At 72.1% G+C, this 24530-nt stretch carries 25 protein-coding genes; 10 read left to right on the forward strand and 15 right to left on the reverse strand.

What is annotated here, in order from left to right; all coding sequences use genetic code 11:
- The first annotated feature begins 126 nt into the window (after window positions 1–126).
- Window positions 127–999 carry an aldo/keto reductase gene (locus AC3EN4_RS20055; protein ID WP_422735978.1) on the forward strand — a complete coding sequence of 291 codons (873 nt, stop codon included), beginning with the start codon at window positions 127–129 and terminating at the stop codon, window positions 997–999.
- Window positions 1000–1024: 25 nt separating this feature from the next.
- On the opposite strand, the gene AC3EN4_RS20060 is transcribed toward AC3EN4_RS20055, so the two are convergent.
- The 3 genes from AC3EN4_RS20060 to AC3EN4_RS20070 all read right to left on the reverse strand — a co-directional run bounded on the left by AC3EN4_RS20060 (window position 1025) and on the right by AC3EN4_RS20070 (window position 4600).
- Complete coding sequence (locus AC3EN4_RS20060; RefSeq protein WP_435207295.1) at window positions 1025–1417, reverse strand: effector-associated constant component EACC1; 393 nt, start codon at window positions 1415–1417, stop codon at window positions 1025–1027.
- A gap of 14 nt (window positions 1418–1431) precedes the next feature.
- Window positions 1432–3654 (reverse strand): M48 family metalloprotease, encoded by a 2223-nt coding sequence (locus tag AC3EN4_RS20065; protein WP_435207296.1) that lies wholly within the window; start codon window positions 3652–3654, stop codon window positions 1432–1434.
- Between the two features lie 175 nt (window positions 3655–3829).
- Complete coding sequence (locus tag AC3EN4_RS20070) at window positions 3830–4600, reverse strand: esterase/lipase family protein (protein ID WP_435207297.1); 771 nt, start codon at window positions 4598–4600, stop codon at window positions 3830–3832.
- 232 nt (window positions 4601–4832) lie between these two features.
- Here AC3EN4_RS20070 and AC3EN4_RS20075 point away from each other — a divergent pair, with 232 nt between their 5' ends.
- Complete coding sequence (locus AC3EN4_RS20075; RefSeq protein WP_435207298.1) at window positions 4833–6194, forward strand: pentapeptide repeat-containing protein; 1362 nt, start codon at window positions 4833–4835, stop codon at window positions 6192–6194.
- A 6-nt stretch (window positions 6195–6200) separates the two neighbouring features.
- Here the strand turns inward: AC3EN4_RS20075 and AC3EN4_RS20080 are convergent, their stop codons facing one another.
- Window positions 6201–6782, reverse strand: a complete 582-nt coding sequence (locus AC3EN4_RS20080) for a TetR/AcrR family transcriptional regulator (protein WP_435207299.1) — start codon at window positions 6780–6782, stop codon at window positions 6201–6203.
- A 223-nt stretch (window positions 6783–7005) separates the two neighbouring features.
- Here AC3EN4_RS20080 and AC3EN4_RS20085 point away from each other — a divergent pair, with 223 nt between their 5' ends.
- From AC3EN4_RS20085 to AC3EN4_RS20100, 4 genes are all read left to right on the forward strand, one after another.
- Window positions 7006–8466, forward strand: coding sequence for an MFS transporter (locus tag AC3EN4_RS20085; protein ID WP_488179840.1), 1461 nt, complete (start codon window positions 7006–7008; stop codon window positions 8464–8466).
- Between the two features lie 103 nt (window positions 8467–8569).
- Window positions 8570–9550: an SEC-C domain-containing protein gene (locus AC3EN4_RS20090; RefSeq protein WP_435207301.1), complete on the forward strand. Its 981-nt coding sequence runs from the start codon at window positions 8570–8572 to the stop codon at window positions 9548–9550.
- A gap of 69 nt (window positions 9551–9619) precedes the next feature.
- Window positions 9620–10477, forward strand: coding sequence for a hypothetical protein (locus AC3EN4_RS20095; protein WP_435207302.1), 858 nt, complete (start codon window positions 9620–9622; stop codon window positions 10475–10477).
- Between the two features lie 132 nt (window positions 10478–10609).
- On the forward strand, window positions 10610–11023 hold the full coding sequence (locus AC3EN4_RS20100; protein ID WP_435207303.1) for a hypothetical protein: 414 nt from the start codon (window positions 10610–10612) through the stop codon (window positions 11021–11023).
- 72 nt (window positions 11024–11095) lie between these two features.
- Here AC3EN4_RS20100 and AC3EN4_RS20105 read toward each other — a convergent pair whose 3' ends face one another.
- The 4 genes from AC3EN4_RS20105 to AC3EN4_RS20120 form a co-directional block, all read right to left on the reverse strand.
- Window positions 11096–11497 (reverse strand): hypothetical protein, encoded by a 402-nt coding sequence (locus AC3EN4_RS20105; protein ID WP_435207304.1) that lies wholly within the window; start codon window positions 11495–11497, stop codon window positions 11096–11098.
- Window positions 11497–11808: a hypothetical protein gene (locus tag AC3EN4_RS20110; protein WP_435207305.1), complete on the reverse strand. Its 312-nt coding sequence runs from the start codon at window positions 11806–11808 to the stop codon at window positions 11497–11499. The genes AC3EN4_RS20105 and AC3EN4_RS20110 overlap by 1 nt, the downstream gene beginning before the upstream one ends.
- An 87-nt stretch (window positions 11809–11895) precedes the next feature.
- On the reverse strand, window positions 11896–12159 hold the full coding sequence (locus tag AC3EN4_RS20115) for a DUF6244 family protein (RefSeq protein WP_422735994.1): 264 nt from the start codon (window positions 12157–12159) through the stop codon (window positions 11896–11898).
- A gap of 299 nt (window positions 12160–12458) precedes the next feature.
- On the reverse strand, window positions 12459–12704 hold the full coding sequence (locus tag AC3EN4_RS20120) for a winged helix-turn-helix domain-containing protein (protein WP_435207306.1): 246 nt from the start codon (window positions 12702–12704) through the stop codon (window positions 12459–12461).
- Between the two features lie 208 nt (window positions 12705–12912).
- Between AC3EN4_RS20120 and AC3EN4_RS20125 the strand changes: the two genes are divergently transcribed.
- Both AC3EN4_RS20125 and AC3EN4_RS20130 read left to right on the forward strand, forming a co-directional pair.
- The gene (locus AC3EN4_RS20125; RefSeq protein WP_435207307.1) at window positions 12913–13137 is read left to right on the forward strand and encodes a hypothetical protein; all 225 of its coding nucleotides are present in this window, start codon (window positions 12913–12915) and stop codon (window positions 13135–13137) included.
- Between the two features lie 106 nt (window positions 13138–13243).
- Window positions 13244–14293, forward strand: coding sequence for a phosphotransferase family protein (locus AC3EN4_RS20130; protein WP_435207308.1), 1050 nt, complete (start codon window positions 13244–13246; stop codon window positions 14291–14293).
- Here the strand turns inward: AC3EN4_RS20130 and AC3EN4_RS20135 are convergent.
- Window positions 14181–15422 (reverse strand): FAD-dependent oxidoreductase, encoded by a 1242-nt coding sequence (locus tag AC3EN4_RS20135; protein WP_435207309.1) that lies wholly within the window; start codon window positions 15420–15422, stop codon window positions 14181–14183. The genes AC3EN4_RS20130 and AC3EN4_RS20135 overlap by 113 nt on opposite strands.
- 641 nt (window positions 15423–16063) lie before the next feature.
- On the opposite strand from AC3EN4_RS20135, the gene AC3EN4_RS20140 reads away from it, so the two are divergent.
- Window positions 16064–17329: a condensation domain-containing protein gene (locus AC3EN4_RS20140; RefSeq protein ID WP_435207310.1), complete on the forward strand. Its 1266-nt coding sequence runs from the start codon at window positions 16064–16066 to the stop codon at window positions 17327–17329.
- The gene (locus AC3EN4_RS20145) at window positions 17326–18612 is read left to right on the forward strand and encodes an MFS transporter (protein WP_435207311.1); all 1287 of its coding nucleotides are present in this window, start codon (window positions 17326–17328) and stop codon (window positions 18610–18612) included. Before AC3EN4_RS20140 ends, AC3EN4_RS20145 begins: the two co-directional genes overlap by 4 nt.
- A 36-nt stretch (window positions 18613–18648) precedes the next feature.
- On the opposite strand, the gene AC3EN4_RS20150 is transcribed toward AC3EN4_RS20145, so the two are convergent.
- The 6 genes from AC3EN4_RS20150 to AC3EN4_RS20175 form a co-directional block, all read right to left on the reverse strand.
- Window positions 18649–19560: an NAD-dependent epimerase/dehydratase family protein gene (locus tag AC3EN4_RS20150; RefSeq protein WP_435207312.1), complete on the reverse strand. Its 912-nt coding sequence runs from the start codon at window positions 19558–19560 to the stop codon at window positions 18649–18651.
- Window positions 19557–20642 (reverse strand): hypothetical protein, encoded by a 1086-nt coding sequence (locus tag AC3EN4_RS20155; RefSeq protein ID WP_435207313.1) that lies wholly within the window; start codon window positions 20640–20642, stop codon window positions 19557–19559. The genes AC3EN4_RS20150 and AC3EN4_RS20155 overlap by 4 nt, the downstream gene beginning before the upstream one ends.
- 21 nt (window positions 20643–20663) lie before the next feature.
- Window positions 20664–21935 (reverse strand): ATP-grasp domain-containing protein, encoded by a 1272-nt coding sequence (locus AC3EN4_RS20160; protein ID WP_488179841.1) that lies wholly within the window; start codon window positions 21933–21935, stop codon window positions 20664–20666.
- Window positions 21925–22155 carry an acyl carrier protein gene (locus tag AC3EN4_RS20165; RefSeq protein ID WP_435207315.1) on the reverse strand — a complete coding sequence of 77 codons (231 nt, stop codon included), beginning with the start codon at window positions 22153–22155 and terminating at the stop codon, window positions 21925–21927. The genes AC3EN4_RS20160 and AC3EN4_RS20165 overlap by 11 nt, the downstream gene beginning before the upstream one ends.
- Before the next feature lie 26 nt (window positions 22156–22181).
- Window positions 22182–23360 (reverse strand): radical SAM protein, encoded by a 1179-nt coding sequence (locus tag AC3EN4_RS20170; protein WP_435207316.1) that lies wholly within the window; start codon window positions 23358–23360, stop codon window positions 22182–22184.
- 247 nt (window positions 23361–23607) lie between these two features.
- Window positions 23608–24528 carry a hypothetical protein gene (locus AC3EN4_RS20175; RefSeq protein WP_435207317.1) on the reverse strand — a complete coding sequence of 307 codons (921 nt, stop codon included), beginning with the start codon at window positions 24526–24528 and terminating at the stop codon, window positions 23608–23610.
- Window positions 24529–24530: the final 2 nt, after the last annotated feature.

Consider the following 24530-nt stretch of genomic DNA (forward strand, 5'->3'; position numbering starts at 1 on the left):
CCACCCGTGTCCCGGCACACAATCGGGCGGGCCGCGGCATGACGGGCGGATCCCGGGGGACGATCACCCGGTGGCGGAGTGTCGTCCTGTCCCCGCCACGGCGTGAAGATGATGAAGGATGGGCTTATGGCGACCGACATCAGTAAGCAGCCCGCGAAGGCGTCCGGCACGTACCGGATCGGGGGTGACATCACGGTCAACCGCCTCGGCTACGGGGCGATGCAGATCACCGGCCCCGGCGTGTGGGGTGATCCGAAGGACCCCGCCGAGGCGGTCCGGGTGCTGCGTCGGGCGATCGAGCTGGGCGTGACGTTCATCGACACCGCCGACTCGTACGGGCCGTTCGTGTCCGAGCTGCTGATCCGCGAGGCGCTGCACCCGTACGCCGACGACCTGGTCATCGCGACCAAGGCCGGGTTCACCCGGGCCGGACCGGGCGACTGGCGGGTGGTGGGTCGCCCGGAGTACCTGCGTCAGCAGTGCGAGCTGAGCCTGCGTCACCTGGGCCTGGACAGCATCCCGCTGTACCAGCTGCACCGGATCGACCCGCAGGTTCCGCTGGCCGACCAGCTCGGTGAGCTGGCACTGCTGAAGCAGGAGGGCAAGATCCAGCACATCGGGCTGTCCGAGGTCAGCGTGGAGCAGATCGAGCAGGCGCGGGCGATCACCGAGATCGTCTCCGTGCAGAACCTCTACAACCTCGCCAACCGCAGCGCCGAGGACGTGCTGGACTACTGCGAGCGCAACGACCTGGCGTTCATCCCGTGGTACCCGATCGCCACCGGGGAGCTGGCCCGGCCGGGCGGCCCGCTGGACGCGATCTCCAACGCGCACGGCGCGACGCCCGCACAGCTCGCGTTGGCCTGGCTGCTGCGTCGGTCGCCGGTGATGCTGCCCATCCCGGGCACGTCGTCGGTGGCGCACCTGGAGGAGAACGTGGGCGCCGCCGACGTACGACTCACCGACGACGAGTTCGAGGCGCTGGCCAAGGCGAGCTGACCGCGCCGGCCCGGACGCCGTGGACTCAGTCGACGGCGTCCGGGCCGATCTCGCGGGCGGCGCGTAGCGCCTCGGTGGCCTGGGCCAGCAGGCGGGCCGAGTCGGTGCGCCCACTGACCTGCAACTCCACCTCGGTGTCCCCGGACTGGATCCGGATGCTCGCCTCGGTGCGCTGCTGGTCCACCCAGGACTGCAACAGGTTGAACAGCCCCGGCAGCAGCCCCTGGGCCAGCACCGCGATGATCACGGCGTCGCTGAAGCCGGGCCGTCCCCCGCCACCGCCGGCGGCCCGGACCACCGGCCGGTACTCCGGGCGGCGGTGGATCCAGGTCAACAGGTCGACCGCCGCGGGCTGCCGTTGCCGGGGGTTGATGGTCAGCCGTACGGGCAGCCGGGCAGCGGCGTCGCTGTCGGTCACGGTGGGTCTCCCGGTCACTCGGAGGCGGGTTGGAAGGTGACGGCGTCCCCGTCGGCGGTGGCCAGACCCGTGACGGTCAGCGCGTCGTCGTCGCTGAACGGCGAGCTGGTGCCGAAGTACGTGGTGGTGCCGCTGACCTGCACCCGGCCCTGGCCCTCCAGCGGCGTGGACACCTGGGCGGTGCTCGGGCCGCTCAGCTCGACGGCGACCTTCGGGTACTCCAAGATCTTCCAGGTGACCTTCTGCGCCGACCCGCCGTAGTAGCGGAACGGGCAGCCCGGCGGGGCGGCGACCGTCTGCTTGGCGCACTCGTCCAACCAGGCGCGTACCCGGGTCTGGACGGCCTCGACCGCCGTCGGCTTCAGCACGGGGGCCAGTTCCAGGGCCGCCGAGCCCTGCCCCGGGCCGACCAGCAGGGTCTGCGCCGGCGTCTCGCTCAGCGCGCTGGACGGGCCGGTCGCCGTGTAGAGGCCGGGCAGCAGCACCAGCGGCGGCCCCTCGGTGGCGACGGGCAGCTCCACCCCGTTGAGGCGTACGCCCGGCTCGGCGATCGACGAGTTGAGCGGTATCGGCCCACCGTCCAGACGCCAGCCGTGGAACAGACCGGCGGTGGTCTCCTCCTCGCGGCGCAGGGTGAGGGTGGCCGTCTGCCGCGCGTCACCCAGCCGGTACGCCACCGTGGCGGTGGCCGTGTCGCCGTCCCGCTCCAGCGAGGTGACCTCGACGTCGGTCGGTGGTTGATAGCCCTTGCCGCGCAGCAGTTGGGCGAGCAGCTTGTGGTCGGTGCCCTCGCCGGAGTCGGCGAGGTGGTCGAGCGCGGCCTCGCTGTCGGAGTCGGCGAGGGCCGAGAAGAATCCGTCGACCGTCGCCTGCGGACGGAAGAACGCCCACTGGATCACGCTCAGCCCGCTGGTGCCGAGGCAGGCGACGAGGGCGATGACGCCGACCAGCAGCCAGGTACGGCGGGTGCCGACCGGACCGCTGTGGCCGAACAGCCGTTCGGCGGTGACGGACGCGGCCGCGTCGGCGGGTACGCCGATGTGGGCGGGTGCGCCGACCATCGAGGCCCGTTCCAGCGCGTCGAGCCGCAGCTCGTGCGGCGGGTGGGTGGCGCAGACCGCCTCGTCCCAGCCGCTGCGTCCGCTCTCGAAGGAGAGCCGTCGCTCCAGGATGCGCCGCAGCCCGTCGACGTGCCCGGTCAGCACCGCCCCCAGATCGGCCCGGTACTCGGCGACCCGGACGTCGCGGGCGTGCAGCGGCAGCACCACGTACCGCATGGTGAGCAGCACCGGCCAGAAGAACAGGAACACCACGAAGTTGGTGGCCGGGTGGGGGAACGTCCGCATCAGCCAGGTGGGCAGGGCGTGGGCGAGGGTGAGCGGCAGGCCGACGCCGCGGACGAAGGCGCTGGTGATCTCGTCCCCGGTACGCCAGTGCACCAGCTCGTGGCTGAGCAGCGCCGCGACCTCGTCGTCCGGCTCGCCGAGCACGGCGGTGGTGACCACCACGTGCCGGGCGTACGTGCGGGCGTTGCTCAGGACCGGGTCGTCCTCCATGAGCAGCCGCGGCACGTTCGGCAGGCCGAGTCGCCGGGCGCAGTCGTCCAGCAGCGGACGCAGTCGCGCGTTCTCGCGGCGGCTGGGCTGGCGCGCGCCGGACACCACCAGCAGGCTCGGTTCGAGCAGCACCCGGTACAGCGTGTAGACGACGCCGATCAACGCTGCCGCGACGACCGTGCCGATCAGGCCGGTAAGCAGCGCGAGCGGCTCGTCCGCGACGGTCAGCCAGGGCAGCACCAGCACGGCGAGGAAGCCGGCGAGGAAGCCGACCGCGAAGCCGGCCACGCCGCCCAGCACCCCGCCGGAGCGACTGAGGAACGCGTCCAGCAGCGAGCCGATCAGCGGCGTGTCGCGCAGCGCGGTGGGGATCTGGTCGTCCGCGCCGGTGCCACCGGCGAAGAGGCCGATGGCGGCGAAGCTGAGACCGCCCCAGAACGCCAGGAGCAACGCGATCGGCAGGTAGAACCAGGTGGCGACGAACGCGCCGAGCACGCCCCGCCAGTCCCGCAGGATTCCGGCGCGCAGCCAGACCAGGGCGTTCGGGTAGCCCGGTGGTCGGTCGGCGAACCCGCCGGTGGGCGGCGGAGGGTCGGCGGCCGGGGGTTCGGCGGCCCGGACGTCGAGCTGCGGCACTGTCGGCGGGGTGCTCTCCGGCGGCACCCGCTGCGGCTCGGTCATGCCCACTGTTTCCTCTCGACGGACCACGTCCACACTGTCGGGAGTGGACGGCCGGAGCAGGCTATCGAGGACATCTGATGTCTGCCACACCGTTTCCGAGGATCGTCACGTACCCGACAGTGGCCGTCGCGGGCGGGGGTGCGGCGGTCCCCGGCGGACCGCCGCACCGACGTGCTCAGACCGCGAGGCAGTTGGGTCGCACCGGGCCGTCGACCAGGGCGCCGCGCACGATGGTGTACGCCGTGCCGTCGAGCACCAGACCCAGGTGCCCCACGACCCGTAGCGGGCAGTACGACTGGATGAGCACGTTCGTCGCGCCGTCGTTGACGGCGGCGTTGCCGGTCGGGCGGACCAGTTCGTCCTGGAGCGTGCGGATGGTGGTGTAGCGCACCGACCCGGGGGTGTCGTCGCCGGCGTTGAGGTCGGCGAGGAACGCCGAACCGATGGTCATCTGTTGGCAGGCGACGACGCCGGCGCAGCTACCGAGGCCGAGGAACGCCACGATGTTGGCGACGTACGTGCCGTACTGGGGTGTGCCCAGGCTGACGTACCGGCCGACGGTGGCGGTGCCGCCGAGCCGTTTCAGGTAGTAGCGGCTGACCAGGCCGCCCTCGGAGTGGGCGACGACGTCGACGGTCGTCGCGCCGGTGTTGGCGCGTACCTGCTCGACGTACCCGGCGAACGCGCGGGCCGAGGCGGGTATGTCGCCGAGGCCCAGCCCGGGCAGCTGATAGACGAAGGTGCGGTAGCCGTCGGCGCGCAGCCGGGCGGCGATCGGCTCGTACGCGACGGCGACTCCGCTGAGCCCGCCGACCACGATGACGGGGTTGGCCGCGGCGGCGGAGACGGTGGCCGAGGCGGCGGGTGCGGCGGTCGCCGTTCCCGTCGAGGCGAGCAGGGCGGCGGTGGCCAGGGACAGGACGAGGACGGTCTTTCGGAGCAGCATGGCTGCACCTCCGGGGGGAGGCGCCCGACGATCCGGGCAGGTGGGTGGGGGTGTCCGGTCGACCGTGCGACGATGATGCCCGCAACAATTCGGCAACGTCAATGACTTGTTACGCGCCGGTAACCCGTTGTCCCGCCGACGGCGCAAACCGGCAAACCGGTCACGCTCCACACCGGACACCGGGCGCACCGGCACACCCCCGCGTCCCGACGACCGATGGCATGCTGTGGCCGTGGCCGCCGACGAACCTCCCGAGCGTCAGTTGCGAGTGATGCCGTGGTGGCTGGTGCTGGTCGGCCTGCTGCTCGCCGCCGCGCTGGGCTGGCTGGTGCTCGACCTGCTGCTCACCGAGGCCGACCGGGCCGTCCAGCCGGACACCCGGGCCACGCTGCGCATCGACGCGATCCGCACCGGCCTGAGCGTGGTGGCGGGTACCGGTGGCGGGCTGGCCCTGCTGCTGGCCGCGCGTCGGCAGTGGATCACCGAGCGGGCGCAGCGCCACCAGGAGACCGTCGCCGCCCGCGACCAGGCGCACCGGGACCGGGTGCAGGCGCACGCCGAGTCGGTGGCCGAGGCCGCGCAGCGCCAGCAGGACCGGCAGTCCACCGCGGCCGAGCACGACGCCGCCGAACGCCGGCTCACCGAGCTCTACACCCGGGCGGTCGAGCTGCTCGGCAACGACACCGCGGCGGTACGCCTCGGCGGGCTGCACGCGCTGGAACGCCTCGGCCAGGACAATCCCTCGCAGCGGTCGACGATCGTGGCGGTGCTCTGCGCGTACCTGCGGATGTCGCCGCCGAACGACGAACCGCGCGAGTCGGAGGTCCGGCGCACCGCGCAGCGGGTCCTGACCCGACACCTGCGCGACCAGGACGAGACGGCGTACTGGCCGGGCGTGACGCTGGACCTGGCCGGCGCCGCGCTCGTCGACTTCGACGCCGGGGGCTGCACCCTCGTTGACGCGACCTTCACGGGGGCCGCGTTCACCGGCACGACCAGCTTCGCGGGCGCGACGACGACGGGGCGCCTGCTGCTACGAGCGGCGAGCTTCGGCGACCTGACCCTCGACGGCCTCACGGCCGGCGGCGAGGTCGTCCTGGACGACGCCCGCGTCCAGGGCCTCGCGAGCTTCGACAAGGCCGATTTCGCCGACGGCCTGTCCTGCCGGCGGTCCCTCTTCGCCTGGCAGACCTCGTTCCGCGGGGCGACGTTCGGTCAGCCCACCAGCTTCGACGCGACCCGCTTCGAGAACGACACCACCTTCCGGGAGTCGGTCTTCGACGGCGCCCTGTCCATGGAGCACAGCGAGTTTGGCCAATCGGCCAGCTTCTACAACGCCCGCTTCGCGAACATGGCGCTGTTCCGTTGGACGATCTTCGAAGGGGAGGCGTCGTTCGATCGGGCCCGCTTCACCGACGCCGCGAACTTCGGCCGGGCCCGGTTCCACCGCATGGCCAGCTTCCGGGACGCGCAGTTCAGCCGGCCACCCCAGGTGGAGCAGGCCCGGGCGGTGGTGGATCCGGGTCACCGCTGGCCGGCGGGCACGGCGGTCAGACGCCTGGACGACGAGTGGCTGGTGCTGGTCGACGAGTGAGCGTGGTCAGCGGGTGGCGGCCGTCGGACGCAACCCGTCCAGGGCCACACCGAGGACACGGTCGCGCTGCTCGGGCGACGGGAACTGGGCCATCGTGAGCCCACTGATCAGGCGCACCACGTCGTCGAAGCCGACGTCGTCGCGGACCGCACCGGCCGTCTGGGCGCGACGCATCAGCGGTTCGCCGGCGGCGTAGATCTCCGTCCGGCAGGTTCCGAAGATCTCCGAGTCGTGCAGCAACTGCTCGGCGAGCGCCCGCTTGGTGGCGACGTACGCGACGAAGCGGTGCAGCCAGGCGACGAGGGCGTCCCACGGGGGCAGCTCGGCCAGATCCTCGGCGGAGCGGCTCAGCGCCCGGACCTCCTCGACGTAGACGGCCTCGAAGAGGTGCCGCCGGGTCGGGAAGTTGCGGTAGAGCGTGCCGATGCCCACCCCGGCCCGGCGGGCCACGTCCTCCAGGGAGGCGGCGGCGCCGTTCTCGGCGAAGGCGTCGCGTGCCGCGGCGATCAGGGCGTCGTAGTTACGCCGCGCGTCGGCCCGCTTGGGCCGCTGCGCGAAGACCTCGGGCACCTGCCCCGCGGTGGTCATGACGTGCGTCACCTCGTCCTGGTTGCATCCGGAGGCAACCCTCCGCTAGCTTAGTGGAGGCACCCCTCCGGAACTCCCGGAGGCCTGCCTCCGGATAGCTTACCTCGGGACCCGCCCGATCCGCCTGGCCACCCGATCGCCCGGACCCGACAACCTGCCCGCCGCCGACGACGGGTGACAGACGTCTCCTTCCGTACCATTTCAGGAGTTTTCTCTCGTGGCAGTGACCTCTCGACGCGGCTCGCGTCGGCTCACCTTCACCGTGCTCGCGGCCGGCGCCGGATTCTTCGCGATGCTTCAGTCGCTGATCACCCCGGTGTTGCCGACCATCCAGCAGGACCTGCACACCTCCCAGAACACCGTGACCTGGGTGCTGACCGCCTACCTGCTCTCCGCTTCGATCTTCACGCCGATCCTCGGACGGGTCGGCGACATGGTCGGCAAGGAGCGGATGCTGGTCGTCTCGCTCGCCGCCCTCGCCCTCGGCTGCCTGGTGGCCGCCATCGCGCCGAACATCGGCGTGCTGATCGTCGCCCGGGTCGTGCAGGGCATCGGCGGCGCGGTCTTCCCGCTGTCGTTCGGCATCATCCGCGACGAGTTCCCCGCCGCACGGGTCTCCGGCGCCGTCGCCGCCATCTCGGCGATCGTCGCCGCCGGCGGTGGCCTGGGCGTGGTGCTGGCCGGCCCGATCGTCACCGCGCTGGACTACCGGTGGCTGTTCTGGATTCCGCTGGTCGTGGTGGGGCTGACCGCCGTCGCCGCGCACCTGTTCATCCCCGAGTCGCCGGTGCGTACCCCGGGGCGGATCGACTGGCGTGCCACCCTGCTGCTCTCCGGCTGGCTGGTCGCGCTGCTGCTGCCCATCAGCCAGGGCGCGGCCTGGGGCTGGACCAGCACCCGGGTGCTCGGCCTGCTGGCCCTCGCCGTGGTGCTGCTGGTCGGCTGGCTGGTCGCCGAACTGCGCTCGACCAACCCGCTGATCGACATGCGGATGATGCGCCTGCCGGGTGTCTGGACCACCAACCTGGTCGCCCTGCTCTACGGCGGGTCGATGTTCTCCGTGTACGCCTTCCTGCCGCAGTTCGTGCAGACCCCGACCGCCGCCGGCTACGGCTTCGGCGCCAGCATCAGCCAGGCCGGTCTGCTCATGCTGCCGATGCTTGTCGCGATGTTCGTCGCGGGCCTCGTCGCCGGCCGGCTCCAGGCCGTGTTCAGCGCCAAGGCGCAGCTCGCCACGGGCGCGGCGTTCAACGTGGCGGCGTCCGCGATGCTCGCCGCCGCGCACGACACCCGCTGGGAGGTCGCCGTCGCCGGTGGTCTGGTCGGCCTCGGCATCGGTCTGGCCTTCGCGTCGATGGCCAACCTCATCGTCGCCAGCGTGCCCGCCAGCCAGACCGGCGTGGCGACCGGCATGAACGCCAACATCCGTACCATCGGCGGCGCGATCGGCGCGGCCGTGGTCAGCGGCGTGATCACCGCCCACCCGCAGGCCAGCGGCCTGCCCCGGGAGGCCGGCTTCACGGCCGGGTTTCTCCTCCTCACGGCGATCGCCCTCGCCGCCGCGCTCGCGGCCCTCGCCGTCCCGTCCGCCCGGCGGGCGTCGGCCGGTCGCCGGCCGTCCGCCACGGCGATCGTCGAGTCCGAGCTAGCCGGCGAGTTCGCCACCATGCCGGCGACCCGCTGAGGGCCGCGGCGCAGCCCGGGCGGTTCGCCGCCCGGGCTGCGCCCTTTCCGGGGGTACGCTGGCCGGTCGTCACCCGTCGTCGCTCGTCGCTCAGGATGTGCCCATGCCCGAGATGTTGACCACCGACCGCATCGACGAGATCGGCGCCGTGAGTCCGGGAAGCCCCGACCCCGCGGCGCTGGTCACCGAGCTGGTCAGCGCCGTCGACGAGGGCCGGGTCGCCGACCCCGCCGACACCGGGTACGCCCTGCTGGTCGCCGCCGACATCCTGGAGCAGGCCGGCGACCTGGCCGACGCGCTCGCCCTGGCCACCCGGGCCATCGCCGAACAGCCCGACGACAACACCTACGGCCGGGCCGTGCGTGGCGGCCTGCTGCTGCGCCTCGGCCGGGTCGACGAGGGCCTGGCGGAGCTGTCTGAGCTGCGCCCGCTGCTGGAGACCGATCCCGACGCCGTCCACCTGGTCGACGAGCTGGCCGAGTCCGGCCACGCCGAGACGGCGGTCGACTGGCTCACCGCGGCACTCGACGCGATGGTGGACCGCAGCCGCACCCACCAGTACGAGTCCGAGGACGCCCAGGACACCGCCGCCGCCATGATCTTCGGGTTGGCCCAGCGGCGGCACGACCTGCGCGAAGAGTTGGGCCTGCCGCACGACGAGCACGACACCCTCGCCGACCGACTGCGCGACGCGGCCAGCCACGCCGCCGACGCGTTCGACGACGGCCCGGCCACGCTGCTCTTCTGGCCGAAGCCGGAGTTCGACGCGCTGCTGGTGCGCTGGCCGGCCCTGACCGAGAGCTACCCGAGCACCTGGGACGAGCATCGCGCCCAGACCGAGCGCGCCCTGGTCGACGCGTCCGGAATCGGCGGCGGCGTCGGCCTGGGCGTCGTGGCGGGCAGCGTCGAGGGCCTGGCGGCCTTCGCCGGTGCCGACCCCATCGACGAGGAAACCCTCGACGAGTACGCCGACAGCCTCGACGACGACGGCATCACCCCCTGGCCGCCGGGCCGCAACGACGCCTGCTGGTGTGGCTCGGGCGCCAAGTACAAGAAGTGCTGCCTGCCCCGCTCGCGCGCCTGACCGTACCGGCGCTTGCCCCGGCTGGGACCATCGACGTGTTGGCCTTCGTCGCTACCGGTCGGAGTTCGCATGGGTGGCTTGTTCGACGTCGTCGCCGCGTGGATCGCGGGAAGGCCCACGGACAACCTGGAGCTTTTCGGCCTGACCATGGTCTTCTGGGGTCGCCTGGGCAAGTCGATGCTCTACCTGGCCGGGCTCACCATCCTGGTGGATCTCGCCGACCCCGGGAAACTGCGGCGACGGGGAGCGGCGTCCGCCGCTCGGGCTGGCCGGACGTTCCACCGGATGCGGCGCAAGCGCCAGGTCGGTCGGCTCGTGCTGCTGCACGAGACGGTTCGCGATGACGTCGCCCAGACGGTCCCCCGCCGTGGGTTGATCCTGGCGACGCGGCCACCGACCAGCGTCCCCAACGGCGTACATCTGTCCCTCGGCGAGTACCGCGACTTCCACGAGAGCGTGCGGGCCGCCCTGCCCGGGGAGCACACCTGTCGCGACCGGCACGAGAAAACCCTCTGTCCGGACCAGTTCGAGTACGTCGTGCGTCGGATCAACGGCCTGCTCGCCGACCAACTGCCCGCCGACCAGCGTGACCTGATCCGCGATGCGGAGGCGACCCGCAAGAGCGTCGTCCCGTACTTTGCCGTCGTCGCCATCCTGGCGATCGCCGTCTGCATGGTGCGCGCCGACGACTGGGTGTGGGAGCGGACCTCGACGTCCGTCGGCATCCTGCTCGCCCTGGTCGTTTCCGCCTCCGTCGTCCTTCCGGCCGTACGGCTGGCCCTCGCCGCCGTCGGCTACCGCCTCTGGGGGTCGGTGCTCTCGGCCTACGGCGCACTGCTCGACCAGACCCGGCCACTGCACCTGCTCCGCTGGGTGGCGGCCGGGCTCTTCCTCGTCGGCGGCGCACTCGACCTGCTGGCGTCATGACCCGGATCTGCCGCCGTCGCGGCTGCGGTCATCGGCCGCTCGGTGGGCGAACATCGCGCGTTCCATCGATATTCGCAAACGCCGAGCGGGGCTAGGGTGACCGGACCAACCACTCCCGTGAAGGAGTACGTCGTGCGCCGCATCACCACCATCACCGCGCTGCTCGGGCTGTCCCTGGTCGCGCTGCTCACACCGACGCCGGCGAGCGCGGCCAGCACCGTCGACGTCACCTCGGCGACCCTTGTCGCCCGGGGCGTCGCCGTCGACATCACCCTCACCGTGACCTGCGACCCCGGCCTGTCCGGCGCCACCGAACTGATCGTCCGGCAACGCTCCGGCGACCGGGTCGCGTACGCGAGCGGTTGGGCCCCGCTCGACTCGTGCACCGGAGAGCCGCAGACCGTCACCGGACGCGCCTGGGTGGAGGGCGGCGGGCTGGCCCTCAACCCCGGAGTGGCGCTGATCAGCGGCGGCTTCGAACTGTGCAATCAGGACGTCTGCGACTACCCACGGTTCGAGCAGACGGTCCGCATCAAGCGGAAGTGAGCCCCGTCGACGGCGCGTCGGTCGGCCGGCAGGATCGCCGGCCGGCGCGCCGTCGTCGCTGGCGCGTCCCGGCTAGCCAGGGAAGCGAATGACCGGAAGGTCGCCGCCGTCGCCGTATGCCTTACCCTCGCTCGTCAACACCGAGGCGTCGTGCTCCAGCACAGCCATCACGACGGCCGCGAAGTCAACCCGACCGGTAACGACACGCCAGTACGCCAACTCCTGCCAGTCCTCACCCCAGGTGGGCAACACTGCACAGGCCGGACGTTCGAGCAGTCGGTGCAGCAGCGCCCGATCACCCGGATCGTCCACCACCGCCAGCACTTCGGCCGCCACGACAGCCGGCACCCCGAAGCGGACCCCATCGTGAGCCACCTCGTGGATGGGCTCGGCGACATCCATGGATCCGGCCAGATAGCCGAGCAGCGCGGACCGGTCCAGTATCAGCCGGACCGCCGGCCCGTTCGGATCCATCACGCTGCCGGGGCCTGACTGCCGGGACCATCGAGCATTTCGGCGGCCGCGCGGCGTGAACGGTCCCGCAGCGCGGCACGTCGACCAGGCGACCACTCCTGCTCGACCTGGGCGCGTTGCGCCCTGGCCCGGGCCTGCCCCTCCGCCGTCACGGTCATGCCCCGGCGGGCCAATTCAGCGTCGAGATCCTCGGCACGCATCCGCGCCCGAATCGTGTCGACTACGTACGCGCTGGCGTTGGGCTCACGCTCCAGGCGCTCCGCCACGTCCTGGGGAAGCGAGAACGACTTCTTGCTCACCGATCCGGTCATACCGAGAAGCCTACCGAATCGCACCCCTGGTCATCGGCCACACGCGCACGCTGCCGGGTTGGTGGGTTGCGCCACCACCACCCGTGGTCAATTTCCCAGCGCGCGGACCTTGGCGATCGTCTCCTGGACGTGCTGCTTGGCCGGCTCACCGCCCTGGGACGCCTGCGCCAATGCCTGGCGGTACGCGTCGATCATGCCGACGAGTGGCCCGGCGGCGACGCCCTCCAGCGCGCCGGCGACCAGAGTGCGCGCCTCGGCCGCGTCCTGGGCCGCCGCTGCGGTCTTGGCCTTCGCCTCTTCGAGCTTCTGCGACGCCGCCGCCAACTTCGCGATGATCTGCGCTGCGCTCACGCGCACCCTCCCCCTGGTCGACCATCGCCTCCGCCACCGCACCGGCAGAGACCACAAGGGAGCGTACGAGATCCACGAACTCACCGCGACCGCCCGATCGCCCGATCGTGAGCTGCGGGGCGCCGTTGGCGGAGATCACTTGATGCTCACCAGTCAGCGCAGAGCCTCGACAACTGGTACGCATCAAGTGATCAAGCGAACCCAGCCGGACTCACGAGATCTTGGACAGTTAGCGTTCTGCGCTAACGGCAACTGTCCAAGATCTCGAAGGATTCACCGCGACTGCGGACGCCGAACGGTCAACGATCGGCGACAAACACGCCCACGCCGCCGACGCCCTCCACCAAGCCCTCGATCTTGAGCGCGTTGATGGCTTGGCGCACGACGATGGCCGAGACGCCGTGCTGTCGGCACAGCTCGGAGGTCGAGGGCAACTTGTCTCCCGGCGCGAGTTCGCCGGACGTGATTTGAGCGCGGATGCCGTCGGCGATCAGCGCCCACTTGGCTTTGGCGGGCATCGGTGTCTCCCAGGTCTGCCCCGCCATTCGATCACGAGCAACTTTGTATAGCAAGCGATGTGCGGTAAACGCTTGCGCTTGCATTACCTGTTATATAAGCTCCCCTTCGACCGGCTCCCAGGTCTGCAAACCCGGAGTTGGTCCTTCCCCACCGCACAGGTAAGGCGCCCGGTCGGTCGGTCCCCCCGTCCGGCCGGGCGTGACCAGCGAGGAGACGACCGGACGGGAGTACCCGATGCCCGATCGACCCGACGACCAGCCCACCGACCCACCACCCGCCGCACCCCCGCCAGCCTCGCAGCTCGTGTCCGCGCAGGACGTCGAGGACGCCGACGACACTCTGTTCGCCCATCCGCCACGGGTGGTTCGCAGGTGGGTGTGCGGCTGCGGAGCGGACTATCCGTGCCCCGACGTCCTCTTCGCCCGCCTGGTCAAGGCCACCGCCGAGGCCGAGCGGTGAACGGCGAACCACCGGACCCGTGCGACGAGCAGCAGGCAGGACGGTAATTTTCCGACGAATCTGGCACGCTGGCGGGCGTCACGAGCGGGGAGGAAGGTACGCCGGGGTGGAAGCGCTGAGCCGCACGCAGCGGCCACTGGACCACGATCAGGTACGTCGCTACGTGCAGGCGTCCTTCGGCGCGGACCACGCGATGGCCGACTGTGGGCCGATCACGGGGGGTGGCTTCGCGACGGTGTGGTGGGTGGCGTTGGACGACGGGCGCGAGGTGGTGCTGAAGGTGGCGCCCCGGCCCGACGTGCCGCTGCTGCGCTACGAGCGGGGCCTGTGCGCGGCCGAGGCGCGGTACTTCCGCCTCGTGGCCGCGCACGCGCCGCAGGTGCCCGTGCCGCCGTTGCTGCACCACGGCGACGATCCGGAACTCGGCGAGTGGCTGGTCAGCGGCCTGCTTCCCGGCCGCTCGCTGCGGGAGTGGACGGAGTCCGAACAGCACCTCGACGACGCCCCGGCCCGGTACGACTTCGGTGCCGCCATCGCCGCGCTGCACCGGGTGAGCGGAAACCGTTACGGGTACGACGCGCCTCGGGCGAGCGGCGCGACGTGGCGCGAGGCCTTCGCCGGCATGCTCGACGGGCTGCTGGCCGACGCGGCGGACTGGGACGTCGCGCTGCCCACCGCGCCGGAGAAGATCCGGGAGCTGCCCGAGCGGTACGCGTCGGTGCTGGACGAGGTACGCCGGCCGGCGCTGCTGCACTTCGACGGCTGGGACGGCAACGTGCTCGCCGAGCCCGAGGCCGACGGCAACCTGCACCTGCGCGGCATCGTGGACGGTGAGCGGTTCCTCTTCGGCGACCCGCTGATGGACCTGGTGTCGCCGCTGATCTACCGACGGGTGGAGGACGAGCCGCACAACCCGTTCCTGCGGGGCTACCGGGTCGCCTCGACCGATCCGGTGGTCTTCGACGAGTCGGCCCTGCGTCGGCTCAGCCTCTACCGCCTGCACCTCTACCTGTTGATGACGGTCGAGATGCCCAGCAGGGGCATCACCCGCGAGAATCAGCCGGACCGGTTCGAGCGGCTGGCCGACCTGCTGGACCACGAGCTGACCGAGCTGCGGCGGGCGAGCCCGTCAGCCCCGGCAGGCGGTATCGGCTGACCTCCTCGGACGCCGCCACGCCGGACCGGATGAACATCGCCAGTACGGCGTCCCGGGCCCGCCGCTCCCGCGCGCCGCTCGGGAACTTCACGCTGCCGGTACGCCGGGCCAGCCCGGCGACCGTCGCCACCCGTGGCTCGCGGAGCTGCTGGAAGCTGTCGAAGGCGGCACCGACGTCGGCGGCGGCGAGGCAGCGCCCGAGGACGAGGGCGTCCTCCAGCGCCATGGAGCTGCTCTGCCCGTCGTGCGGCGGCATCGCGTGCGCCGCGTCCCCGACCAGGCACACCCTCCCCCGGTGCCACCGCTGCGGCGGGTCGAGGTCGTGCACCGGCCATCGGATGACCGGGCCGGTGCTGGCGTCGAGGATGGCGGGGATGGGCGGATGGTCGCCGCCGTGCAGCGCGACGAGCCGGTCCCGCCACCGGTTGAGCGGATCGGCCCGGGGGCCCGTGGTGTCGTCGTCGGCGATCGCCATGCTCTGGAACCAGACCACCTCGCCACCCGGCAGCGCCTGGTAGCCGAAGAACGCGTTGCCGCCGAAGGTCAGGCGCAGCACCCCGTCGGGCGCGACCCCGGCCACCGCGGGGGCCGACCCACCGCCGTCGAGCACTCCGGTGAACCGTGCCGGCGGGTGCTCCGGGAACAGCCACCGACGGGTGTACGAGTGCACGCCGTCGGCGCCGACCAGCAGCTCGCCGGTGTGCCGCGACCCGTCGGCGAGGGCGGCGACGACCCCGTCCGGCCCGTCGTCGCGCAGCCCGACGACCCGCGCCTCCTCGACGATCCGGACACCGGCCCGGCGGGCCGCGTCGCGCAGCACCCGGCCGAGCCGGTCGCGGCGGATCAGCGTACTCACCTGGTCGTTGCTGCCGATCTCCCGGCCACGGTGGTCGTGGAAGGAGATGCGGTGGGTGGGCGTGCCGGCGGCCTCGACCTCGGCGAGCAGCTCCAGGTCGCGCAGCACGGCGCGGCCGTTGTCGGCGAGACTCAGGGACGAGCCGAGGGGTCGCTCGCCCGCCGGCCGGGCCTCCAGGACGGTCACCCGCCAGCCGGCGCGGCGCAGCACCAGCGCGACGGCCGTGCCGGCGATTCCCGCACCGACGACCAGGGCGTGCCCCGGCCCGGTCATGTCGGGCCGACCGTTGTCGTCGACGATCCGAAAAGGACTGTCGTACTCATTGTGACTCCCCCGTGACCGGACGCGATGCACGCGCCCGTCGCCTCGACCGTAATCACGCCGGCCATACAGGTCAAGACAGCAAGATCGATCAATGTGAGGGTTGACACGGGCATAGGTGGCCGGAATGCTGTGGGAGTCCTGCTAACCGAGGCGGGGTCACGTATCGGGGGAATCGGTTCGTTTACTGCATTCGCCCGTGCGCGGCTCCATGGCCATCACTGGAAGTCAATCCGCCACCGAATGCTCCGCTCGGACGGCCATCGTCCATGCTGGCTAGGGGCACTGCGGCGTTGCCGTGGAGTGCACCCGAATCCGACCTGGACAATTGTCTGACGGCTCAAACATTCGTCAATCGGATTACTGCACAGCGATTCCGATCGTCATTTGACGGCGACGCGCGCCATGCACCCCTAAGCACGGCGTAGGGCCACGGCCTCACTTCCGACAACCATTTTCTCGGGAGGTGTCGCGATGAAGAACAACTCGGCCGGCTGACGCAGACCCATTTCCTTTCAGCTCGGTGAGCGTGTGTCGCGACGCGGCACACGCTCACCGGCAGCACAGCCGTTCCCGCTCGGGAAGGACCAGGTGTGACCCCGGAAACGACCTACCCGATGACCCTCGGCCAACTCTCCGTCTGGCGGGACATCGAGCGAATGCAGCCGGAGAAGTGGTGGGAGGGCAACCTCTGTTTCTCCTGGTCGTTGCCGGAGGGCGTGACCGCGGCGCAGGTCTGGCGTGCGGTGGGCGCGCTCGGCATGCGACACGCCTCGCTGCGCACCACCTTCGACGTCGATGATCCGAAGGACCCACGGCAGCGCGTCGCGGTGCACTCCGCCGCCGACGTGGTCGCGGCGGTGCGCCAGCCGGACGGCGAGACGACGATGTCCCGGATCGAGACCGAGGAGATCCAGCGGCCGTTCACCCTCACCACCGACCTGCCCTGGCGGGTGTGGCTGGCCACGGGCGACGACGGACCCCGCGCGGTGATGGTCGTCATCCACCACATGGCGGCCGACGGCGCGGGCATCAACACGATGGAACGGGACTTCGCCGCGCTGCTGGCCGGCGAGGACCTGCCGCCCGCGCCGCAGCCGACCGACCTGGCCACCCGGCAACGCTCCGGGGACCTGGACGCGGCGCTGCTCGCGGCCGAGTCGTACTGGCGCAAGACCCTGTCGGCGGCGCCCCGGCGGACTCCGCCCGCACCGGGTCCGGTGCTGCGGGCGACGATGCACACCGGCATCCCCGAGCCGATGCTCCGGGCCGGGGCGCGCGGCATCGGCGTCACCGTCGCGGCGGTGCTGTTGACCGCGTACTGCCGCGCCATCATCCGGGCCGGCACGACCGACACACCGGCACTGCTCTATCCCATGTCGTCCAACCGCTTCGACCCGGCGGTCACCTCGCTCGTCACGTCGATGAACCAGTGGGTGCCGCTGCTCGCCGCGCCCGAGCCGGACGAGGCGTTCGCGCAGACCGCACGCACCCTGTACGTGCGGAACATGCGGGCGCTCAAGCACGGCGTCTATGACCCGGATGCGGTGGCGGGCATCCGCGAGGACATCGAACGCGCGGGCGGGCCACTCGACCCGGGTTACCACTTCACGTTCCTGCTCCCGCCCATGGTGGTCAGCCCGCCGGCCGAGATCCAGGAGTCGCGGATCGAGTGGCACGTGCCGATCCGCTCGACCGGGCCGGACTTCTACCTGATGGCCAGTGCCGACTCGACGGTCCGGCTGACCGTACGGGTGATCCGCGACGGCTACCGCCGCCAGGAGCTGGAGGCGCTGCTCATCGCCATACGGAACGACCTGTTGGAGCTGGTCGGGGCGGCCCCGAGGAACGTCGCATGACCACCACCGCGCCGCCCACCACCGCCCCGGCGACGCCCAGCCTCTGGCGGCACCGGGACTTCATGACCCTGTGGACCGGCCAGACCCTCAGTGAGACCGGGTCCGCCGTGTCCACGCTCGCGGTCCCGCTCATCGCGGTGTCCGTGCTGAACGCGTCCACGTTCTCGGTGAGCCTGCTCCAGGCCGCCGGGATGGCCGCGTACCTGCTCGTCGCGCTGCCGGCCGGGGTGATCGTCGACCGGATGCGCAAGCGACGACTGATGGTCCTCTGCAACCTGCTGCGGGCCGTCGCGATGGCCACCATCCCGGTGGCGTTCTTCGCCGGGCAGCTCACCATGGCCCAGCTCTGGCTGGTGGCCGCCCTGTGCAGCGTCTGCTCGGTCTTCTTCGAGGTGGCCTACCAGTGCTACCTGCCGACGGTGGTGCGCTCCGACCAGCTCCTCGACGCCAACGGCAAGCTCAGCACGACGTACTCGGTGGCGCAGGTCGCCGGTATCGGCCTCGGCGGTGGCCTGGTCGCGCTCTTCGGCGCGGCGCGGACCGTGCTCATCGACGCCGCGTCGTTCGCGGTCAGCGCCGTGTCGCTGCTGCTGATCCGCAGGTCGGAGCCGGAGCTGACGGCACCGGAGGGCCCTCGGCCCCGGCTGCGGGAGGAGATCTCCGCCGGACTCGCCTTCGCGTTCCGCCACCCGGTGCTCCGCAAGATCGTGGCCGCCAGCGGCACCCTGAACGTGTTCAGCCAGGTGATCTACGCCCTCTCGGTCATCTACCTGGTCCGGGTCCTGAAGTTGACGCCGGCCGAGGTGGCCGTCCAGTTGGCGCTGGGCACGGCCGGCGGCATCGCCGGTGGCCTCGCCTCTGGTCGGCTGGCCCGGCGGGTCGGCACCGCCCGGATCATCTGGGTCTCGTTGCTCGGTCTCGGCTGGACGATGCTGCTCGTGCCGTTGGCCGAGCCGGGCTGGCGGGTCGCGTTTTACACCGTCGGCATGACCGGGTTCGCCGCGCTCTGCGCGATCTACAACGCGGCGCAGATCAGCTACCGGCAGCAGATGTGCCCACCGGAACTGCTCGGTCGGCTCACCGCCGGGGTGCGTTGGATCGTGTGGGGCGCCCTGCCGATCGGCGCGGTCCTCGGCGGCGCGCTCGGCACCTGGCTCGGCGTACGCGAGACCCTGGTGATCGCCGCGCTCGGCGTCTGGGCATCCGGGTTGTGGGTCTACTTCTCTCCGCTGCGCGGCATGCGAGACTTCGCGCCCACCCCGGAACAGGCCCACCAGCCCTGACCACGCCCGCCCGCACCGGCCAACTCTGACGCGGGGTCAGGCGTCCGGGCCGGTCAGCGCCGCCCAGGTACGCGCCACGCCGGCCCGTAGGTCGGTGACGGGACGCCAGCCCAGCAGCGCGGCCGCCCGCCGCACGTCCAGCCACACGTCACGCCGGTCGAAGCTCCGCCGGTCCGCGTATCGGACGGTCAACGGTCGACCGACGGTGGCGGTCACCACCTCCAGCAGTTCGACGAGGGAGGTGGGACGGCCGGCGCCGATGTTGAGGACCGTGCCGTCGAGCGCCGCACGGGCGTGCGGGTCCCGGTGCCGCTCCCAGACCGCCAGCAGGGCGGCCACCACGTCGTCGATGTAGACGTAGTCGCGCCGGGTCGCCGGGTCGCCGTACACCTGTAGTGGTTGTCGGGCGGCGGCGGCCCGCAGCCAGTGGGACACCACGCCGAGACCGCCTCGGGCCGGCTGGCCGGGACCGTACACGTTGGACGGCCGCAGCACGACGGGGCGCAGGTGGTCCGCGGCGTCGCTCAGGGCGCGCTCCTGGGCCAGCTTGGCCCGGCCGTAGACGCTGTCCGAACCGGTCGGGCAGGTCTCGTCCAGCGGCGCCGGCAGGTCCGGCCGGTACGCCGTTCCGCCCGACCCCAGCAGGACGAAGGTGGGACGGCGGTCGCCCAGCTTGCACGCCTCCAGCGCCGCGTCGAGGGCCCGCTGGTCGAGGTCGATGAGTTCGGGCCGGGCGGCCGCGCGCCCCGGCGTGATGGTGCCGGCGGCGTAGAAGACGACGTCGGACCGGCGGATCGTGTCGGCGCAGCGGTGTTCGTCGGCGGTGCTGCGCGGTCGGGGCACCCGGCACGGGGGACGGCCCCGGCGTTCGAGCGCACGGCACAGGCTCCCGCCGATGAACCCGTCGGCGCCGACGACCACCGTGGCCGGGGCGGACACCGCGCTCACCCCGGGACCTCGGCCTGGGTGGCTCGGGCGGCCAACTCGGCGGCGTAGTCGGTGGTTCCCTCGCGGGCGGTCAGCAGGTTGCGGTGCAGCGATTCCAGCAGGTCCAGCGAGTATCCACTGTCGCGCCACTCCTGCTCGGTGACGCCGTAACCCAACCTGCGCCACAGGTCGGCGTTGACCTGCTCGTGCGCGCCGAAGGGCGCCAGCAGGACGATCGGCGTGGCCGACCAGAGCGAGTCGATCAGGGTGCCCCCGCCGGTCTTGCAGAGCATCGCGACGCGGTGCCGGGCCAGGTCGAACGAGTCGTGGTGGGTGTGGCCCCGGCGGTACCGCACCGTGCCGTCGGCAAGGATCTCGCCGAACGGGGGGAAGCCGCCGTCCTGCCACGCCTCCCAACCGGGATCGATCATGAAGGCCCGGCAGCCCGGCGGCAGGTCCGCCACGTCGGCCGGGTCGTGGGTCACCACGTCGACGAGCAGCCCGGCGCGGGCCAGGTCGGCGGCCCGGGACCGGTAGGTGCCCAGGCCCCAGCCGCCACCGTGCGCCAGCAGGCGGTGCTCCCGTCGCGCCCACGGCACCGGCTCCTCGTCGCCGACACGGATGCTGGTGGGCGCGGTGCCGCGCTCGGCGTCGAACATCCAGACGTGCCGGTAGTGCTCGGTGCGCGAACGGAAGAGGTTGAACGAGGCGGTCGAGGCGGCGTCGAGGTGGCAGATGTCGACGCGGGTCGGCCCCGCCGCTGTCGCCTCGTACCGCTCGACCACCGGCACCCAGAAGCCCGAGAAGATCACCAACTGGTCGACGTCGGCGGCCCGCCACCGGTCCAGCAGTGCGTCGACAGCGGTCTCGTCGAGCGCCGGCGCCTGGTCGCGCACCATCCGCTGGGCGGCCACCGCGAGCTTGAAGTTGTCGCGGAACGCCCGCTTGGCGGTCCGCAGCCGGTCGAGTTCGTCGGCGCGCAGCAGCCGCTCGAACACGTCGACGCGCACCTCGATCCCCAGGGCGCGCAACCGCCCGGCGAGGATGAGGGCCGGCACGTGGGTGCCGAGCGTGGCACCCGACGTGAGCAGCACAATCGCCATCGATGCTCCGATCGTCGGGCGTCAGGCGACCGGACTCGGTGCGCCCGCCGCGCGGAGCAGGTCGCCCACCCGCGCGTCGAGGGCCACCCGGTCCGGTTCGTCCGACGCGAACACAGCGAAGAAGAGCCGCCCTCGGGGCGGGGTGAGCGGGTGCGCGGCCAGCGGCAGCACGCCGGGACGGTCGCCACGGAACAACAGGTCCGCCCCGTCCAGCGCGGACACCAGCCGGGCGAGGGCGCCGTCGGCGCGCACCGGGGTCGAGCGGCACCGCAGCCAGGAGCGCAGGCCGACCGTGCGGGCCCGTCGGTCGAGGTGCAGGTTCACCAGCCCCATCGAGCGTCGCGCGTTGACCTCCAGCACGGGCACGACGGTGCCGTCCCGCAGCCGCAGCCCGTCGACGCAGACCGGGCCGTGGTAGCCCTGCGCCGCCAGCGCCGCGCCGACCCGCGCGATCGCCTCGGCGTGCGCGTCGGTGTCGAGGGCCGCCAGGTGGTCGGCGCGCAGCGGGCCGGAGCCCCGGTAGGCGAACCCGTCGTCGTCGACGTGCTGTACGCCCCACCAGCGCAGGACGCCGGCCGGATCGAGGGCGACGTGGGTGGAGAAGCTGGCCGCGACGTCGAACAGGTGTTGCACCAGCAGCTCCACCCGGGCCCCCCGGGCGGTCTGCCGTTCCAGGTGCCGGACGACGGTGTCCAGCATCCGGGGAGAGGTGACCCGCAGCGCGCCGCGCCCGGTGACCCCGAACGGGTCCTTGAGGACGACGTCGCCGGGCGCGTCCCGGACCAGCCGCCGCACCTGCGCGGGCGAGGTGGCGAGGGCGGCGGCACCGGGCAGGCCGGCCTCGCGGACCAGGTCGTTCGACCAGGTCTTGGAGTTGACCCGGGCCACCACGTCGACGGCGGGCACCGGGCCCGCCAGGCCGAGTCGGCGTACCGCCCCGGCGGTGTCCGGCCGGACGGCGTAGTACGCGGCTGCCCACCCGGCCACCGGTGGCAGCCCGGCGGGCCCGGCCGAGGCCAGGCGCTCCTCGACGGTGGTGTCCGGCGGACCCGGCACGGGCACCACCCGGGGGGCGATGCCGGCGGCGGCCAGCGTCTCGACCAGGACCTCGTCCATCGGCTCGGCGGTCAGCAGCAGGTCCCCCGGGTCACACGCGGCGGCCAGCAGGTCGTCCATGCCACGGGCGCCGGCCGCCGCCGGGCCGGCGGGCAGCCCTGCGAGATCCGCGGGCCGCCACGCCGCTTCCGCGTCGAACGAGCCGAAGTGGACGCTCCCGCTCACCTCACCGGCCATCGCCGTCGAGGGCGAAATGACAGAACGCCTTCACCGACTCGAGATGGATGGTGTCCAGCGACTCGAAGTCGATCTCGACGTCGAACTCCTCCTCGACCGCGAGCAGGAACGTGATCATGTGCAGCGAGTCGATGCCGACGTCGAGCAGCAGGTTGGTGTCCGCCGTCACGTCGTCGGCGAGCGCCGGGTCTTCCAGCACGCGCGCCAGCAGGGCCGCCATCCGGGTGATTACGTCTTGCACGCGTGTCACTCCCCGCTCAGGTAGAGAAGGATGCACTTCGAACACACCGGCATCAGGCCGCTCTCGCGCAGGATGCCGCGCACCTGGGTGAAGCGTTCGCTCTGCCAGATCTCGCTCATGGACTGCTCGCCCAGGTCACCGATGACGAACTCGGGGAAGAACTTGCACGAGCTGACCCGACCGTCCGCGTGGATCTCGATCCGGTTGGACACCGCCAGGCAGCGGCTGCGCCGCTGGGCCGGGCGGGAGGTGCCCCGGATGAAGTCGTCGAGTTCGTCCTGCTCGACCTGCGGCTGGTAGCGCACCCGCAGGTCCCACACCCGGCCGGCGAGGCGGGCCATCGACTCCTTCAGCACCGGCAGGTACTGCTCGGGCAGCCGGTACGTGTACGAGTGCCAGGTCGGCTTGTCGCCCGGCTCGGGCGGGTTGAGCCACGAGAACGACTCCTCGTACAGCCGGTCCATCGCCGAGGCGGTGTCCGGGCTGATGTACCAGGGCAGCAGCCAGTAGACCGAGTTGAAACCGGTCCGCTCGGCCCACTCGGTGAACTCGTACATCCGACCGACCATGTCCTCGCTGACCATGCACGCGACGGACAGCTCTCCCTGGTACTCGCCGCTTCGTTGCAGTTCCAGCATCGCCTCGACGTTGCGCATGGTGCGCTGGAACGACCCCTTGCCCCGCAACGCCTCGTGCTCGGCCTCGAACCCGTCGAGGCTGACCAGCAGGTTCAGCCGCGGCCCGATGGTGAGCAGGTGCTCGGCGTTGCGCTGCATGAGCAGGCCGTTGGTGCACATGTTGACGACCCGTGGCACCGCGCCGAGCAGCTTGGCGATCTCGCCGAACTGGGAGTGCATCAGCGGCTCGCCACCCCAGAGGAAGACCTTCGCCGCGGTGGGCGCGGTCGTCTCCAGCACGTCGCGGACGACGTCGAGGTCGAGCTCGGAACGCTTGCGCTTGCTGTCGTAGTTGTGGAAGAACCCCTGCTCGTTCCACTGGAAGCAGTGGTTGCAGCGCAGGTTGCACCGGTAGGTCAGCTGCATGCTGACCTCCTGCGGCAGGCTGCTCGCGTACAGGGGATCGACGGCCAGGTTACGGCGCGTCTGCGACCGGATCGCCACCGTCCGACGGAGGTCGTGCAGCTCCCCGGGCGTGAAGACCTTCTTGGTGCGTGGGTAGGACATGCAGGCTCCCCGCTTGTCTGTCACGAGACGAGCGCCCGCTGCCGTGGGCAGGGGACAGCGCCTCGCCAGATGTCATGACTGGATCGGGGGCCGATCGCATCCCTACATGCGCCCGAACCCCCGTTACCACAGGGAACCGGCGGCGGTCGTCCGACATGGATGTGAGTGTCCTGCTCACTCCGCCACAGGTCGTTGACCACATTGACACATGCGATCGATGTTCGTAAACCCCCGGACGGTGCGGGGCTCAGCGCAGGGCGCGGAACAGCACCAGGTAGGCGCAGTACCCCAGCGGCACCAGCAGGAAGCAGATCGCGAACCCGAGTGGCAGGTAACGCGGCGGCGTACCGGCGACCATGGCGGGCTTCCCCCACCGGCCCAGCACCAGGTAGCCGGCGAAGAACGCCAGCGCCGGCAGGCCCGCGCAGATCCACGCGCCGAGGGTGAAGCCGTCGACCAGCCCGATCCCGGACGCGAGCACCAGCGTCAGCATGAGGACCCCGGCCGCCGCCCCGCAGGCCGCGTAGACGGCCACCGCCCGCGCCAGCGGCGACCACGTCGGCAGCAGCACCGGCCGCTGGGCCAGCAACTCGGCCTGCTGCCCGTGCCGGTCGGCCTCGTCGGCCATCCGCCGCGCCAACTCCAGCTCCACCACCGGATCGACCGCCGCCACGCGCTGCGTGGGCACCCCACCGCCCGCCGGACTCACCGCCGTCGGCAGCGCCAGCCGCGCCTGACTTGCCGGCAGCTCGGGGTACGCCCCGACACCCGCCCGCCCCGGCCCGCCGGCTGCGCCGGCGGAATCCCCGTCCCCAGGTTCGGGCGCCGAGGGCGGAGCGGACGCGGTCGGCGAGCGCGGCGCGGCCTGCGGACCGGATCCGGTGGGCGGGCCGGGCCAGTTCGCGGGGTCGGCCGGCGCCCCCGGCGGGGCCCAGCCGGAGGTGGCGGCCTGCGGTGTCGGCGGCGCGGCGGCCGGTGGTTGGTCGACGCCGATCGCACGACCGAGCTGGTCCAGGCGCTGGCCCTGGGCGGTCAGCCGCTGGTGCAGGTAGTCGGCGGCGGCGTGCAGATCGCGGCGGCGCGCGGACTCGGCGGCGGCGTCCATCTCACCGGCGCGGCGGTGCTCGGCGAGCTGTCGGGCCAGCGCCGCGTACTCCTCGAAGGACACCG

Source organism: Micromonospora sp. bgisy143, from assembly GCF_057708145.1.

Coding starts and splice junctions, on each gene's coding strand:
- AC3EN4_RS20055 (WP_422735978.1), top strand. CDS start 127: ATGGCGACCGACATCAGTAAGCAGCCCGCGAAGGCGTCCGGCACGTAC.
- AC3EN4_RS20065 (WP_435207296.1), bottom strand. CDS start 3,654: ATGACCGAGCCGCAGCGGGTGCCGCCGGAGAGCACCCCGCCGACAGTG.
- AC3EN4_RS20070 (WP_435207297.1), bottom strand. CDS start 4,600: ATGCTGCTCCGAAAGACCGTCCTCGTCCTGTCCCTGGCCACCGCCGCC.
- AC3EN4_RS20080 (WP_435207299.1), bottom strand. CDS start 6,782: ATGACCACCGCGGGGCAGGTGCCCGAGGTCTTCGCGCAGCGGCCCAAG.
- AC3EN4_RS20090 (WP_435207301.1), top strand. CDS start 8,570: ATGCCCGAGATGTTGACCACCGACCGCATCGACGAGATCGGCGCCGTG.
- AC3EN4_RS20095 (WP_435207302.1), top strand. CDS start 9,620: ATGGGTGGCTTGTTCGACGTCGTCGCCGCGTGGATCGCGGGAAGGCCC.
- AC3EN4_RS20105 (WP_435207304.1), bottom strand. CDS start 11,497: ATGGATCCGAACGGGCCGGCGGTCCGGCTGATACTGGACCGGTCCGCG.
- AC3EN4_RS20110 (WP_435207305.1), bottom strand. CDS start 11,808: ATGACCGGATCGGTGAGCAAGAAGTCGTTCTCGCTTCCCCAGGACGTG.
- AC3EN4_RS20120 (WP_435207306.1), bottom strand. CDS start 12,704: ATGGCGGGGCAGACCTGGGAGACACCGATGCCCGCCAAAGCCAAGTGG.
- AC3EN4_RS20125 (WP_435207307.1), top strand. CDS start 12,913: ATGCCCGATCGACCCGACGACCAGCCCACCGACCCACCACCCGCCGCA.
- AC3EN4_RS20135 (WP_435207309.1), bottom strand. CDS start 15,422: ATGACCGGGCCGGGGCACGCCCTGGTCGTCGGTGCGGGAATCGCCGGC.
- AC3EN4_RS20145 (WP_435207311.1), top strand. CDS start 17,326: ATGACCACCACCGCGCCGCCCACCACCGCCCCGGCGACGCCCAGCCTC.
- AC3EN4_RS20155 (WP_435207313.1), bottom strand. CDS start 20,642: ATGGCGATTGTGCTGCTCACGTCGGGTGCCACGCTCGGCACCCACGTG.
- AC3EN4_RS20160 (WP_488179841.1), bottom strand. CDS start 21,935: ATGGCCGGTGAGGTGAGCGGGAGCGTCCACTTCGGCTCGTTCGACGCG.
- AC3EN4_RS20165 (WP_435207315.1), bottom strand. CDS start 22,155: ATGGCGGCCCTGCTGGCGCGCGTGCTGGAAGACCCGGCGCTCGCCGAC.
- AC3EN4_RS20170 (WP_435207316.1), bottom strand. CDS start 23,360: ATGTCCTACCCACGCACCAAGAAGGTCTTCACGCCCGGGGAGCTGCAC.